The 1,699-nt window shown below is 73.1% G+C and carries 2 protein-coding genes; both read right to left on the minus strand.

What is annotated here, in order from left to right; genetic code table 11:
- Positions 1-269 precede the first annotated feature (269 nt).
- On the minus strand, positions 270-1,142 hold the full coding sequence (locus tag HY68_RS12230) for an aminoglycoside phosphotransferase family protein (protein ID WP_041987973.1): 873 nt from the start codon (positions 1,140-1,142) through the stop codon (positions 270-272).
- An 8-nt stretch (positions 1,143-1,150) separates the two neighbouring features.
- Positions 1,151-1,618: a TIGR03618 family F420-dependent PPOX class oxidoreductase gene (locus tag HY68_RS12235; protein ID WP_041995850.1), complete on the minus strand. Its 468-nt coding sequence runs from the start codon at positions 1,616-1,618 to the stop codon at positions 1,151-1,153.
- Positions 1,619-1,699 lie beyond the last annotated feature (81 nt).

The following is a 1,699-nucleotide window of genomic DNA, read 5'->3' on the forward strand; positions in this document are numbered from 1 at the left end:
GACCGGAGCCGCGACACTCAAACCTCAGGGGCGGCCCTCCGACCGCCTAAAAGCTCCGGCCCGCACAGCTCCCGGCCCATGCCGCCCTGACCCGCACCCGCCCCACCCTCAGTGACCAGCGGGGCATGAGTCGCAACCGATACCCGGCGGGGGCGGACGCCGAGCCGGGCCGAGTCCCCCCACGCAACTGCCGCGCGGCACCCGCACCCGGGCAAGCCGGCCCCACCACTCCCGGGCCTGGGCCGTGGAGTCCTCCGCCCGCCCCCGACCTACACGCCGCGCTCCGCCAGGTTCAGCCACGTCTCCACCTCCGCCGGGGGGAAGTGTCTGATTGCCCAGTCCGTCATGCGGAGGCTCATGTGCGCCCACGACGGGCGTAGTACCTCCGGGGGGAGCGTGTCCAGGAGCGCGTCCAGGCGGGCCGCCACCCCTGCGGCGCCCCGCGCGCCGTGGAGGCCGAAGCGTAGGGTCACCAGGTCGAGGCGGCGGTCGCCGCGGGCCGCGCCGTCCCAGTCGATGACGCCAGTGATCTCGCCGTCCTCGGCCAGGAAGTTGCCCGGGTGGAAGTCGTTGTGCACCGCGTCGGACCCCGGCAGCCGGTCGGGGTACTCGCCTCCCACCGCCACGATGCGGCGCTCCAGCGCCGCGCCCCGGGCGCTGTGCCGGCGTAGCGGTTCGTGCAGGCAGTAGCCCGGACCGTCGGACCGCAGATACAGCGGCAGTTGTGGGATCCCGGGGTGGTCGGCGAGGCGGCCGGTCAGTGCCTCGTTGAGTGACAGGGCTTGGTCCAGGCCGTGGTGGTCGAGGCCGTCCATCGTCGTGCCGGGCAACAACTCCTGCACCATGACGGCCGCGTGGCCGACCTGCGCGGCCAACTCCGTCGCCGGGCAGGGGAATCCGTCCGCGTGCAGGATCTCGCTGACCGCGAGCGGGCCGGACCGTACCTCCGCCACCGTCGTGTGGGGGCGCCACTTCAGGACGGACCGGTGGCCGTCCGGCCGGCGTACGTACGCGGCGCCGACCTGGCCTCCCGGGCAGGGGCCCTCCACGGTGAGGCGTACGCCGGTCTCGTCGTACAGGGCCGCCACCAGGGTGTCGGCGTCAAGGCGCTCCGCGCGCCCCCAGCTCGGAGGAGTAGTCATCCGGTCGATTATTCGGCACCGGCGGCCACGTCCAGCGCTGTTCCGTACAGGCGCGAGACCCGGATCCTGATCACCGTCCGACGGTCTGTCACCATCTGCTCAAGGAACTGCCTCTCGTCCGCCGGGTCGGTGAAGCCCGGCGTCAGGGACAGCAGTTCCCTGCCGACCTCGTCGCCTGCCACGGCCGACGCCTCCGTCACCTCCGCCTCGCCCTCCGCCACGGCGAACGACATGACGTCCGGCCCCTGCACATGCAGTGCGGTGTGCGGATCGTGCCGCAGTTGGCGGACCTTGAGGCGGTCGGCCGTTGTGGAGATACGTACGACGCGCTCCGCCGCGTCCCAGTGGTAGGCGACGGTGGACAGGTGGGGATGACCCGTGCGTCGGACGCTCGCCAGTACGCCGAATTGTTGTGCACCCAGGAGCGTGGACGACTCGTCGTCCGTGAGAGCACGCGGCCCCGGCCCGGTGCCCAGCCTCCTCCCTGGGTCCGGCCCTGGCCCTGACTCCGGCTCCGGCCCTGACCCCCGCCCCGACCCCGACCCCCGCCCTGACCC

The organism is Streptomyces sp. AcH 505 (assembly GCF_000818175.1).
In the GTDB taxonomy this organism is placed as follows: Bacteria; Actinomycetota; Actinomycetes; order Streptomycetales; family Streptomycetaceae; genus Streptomyces.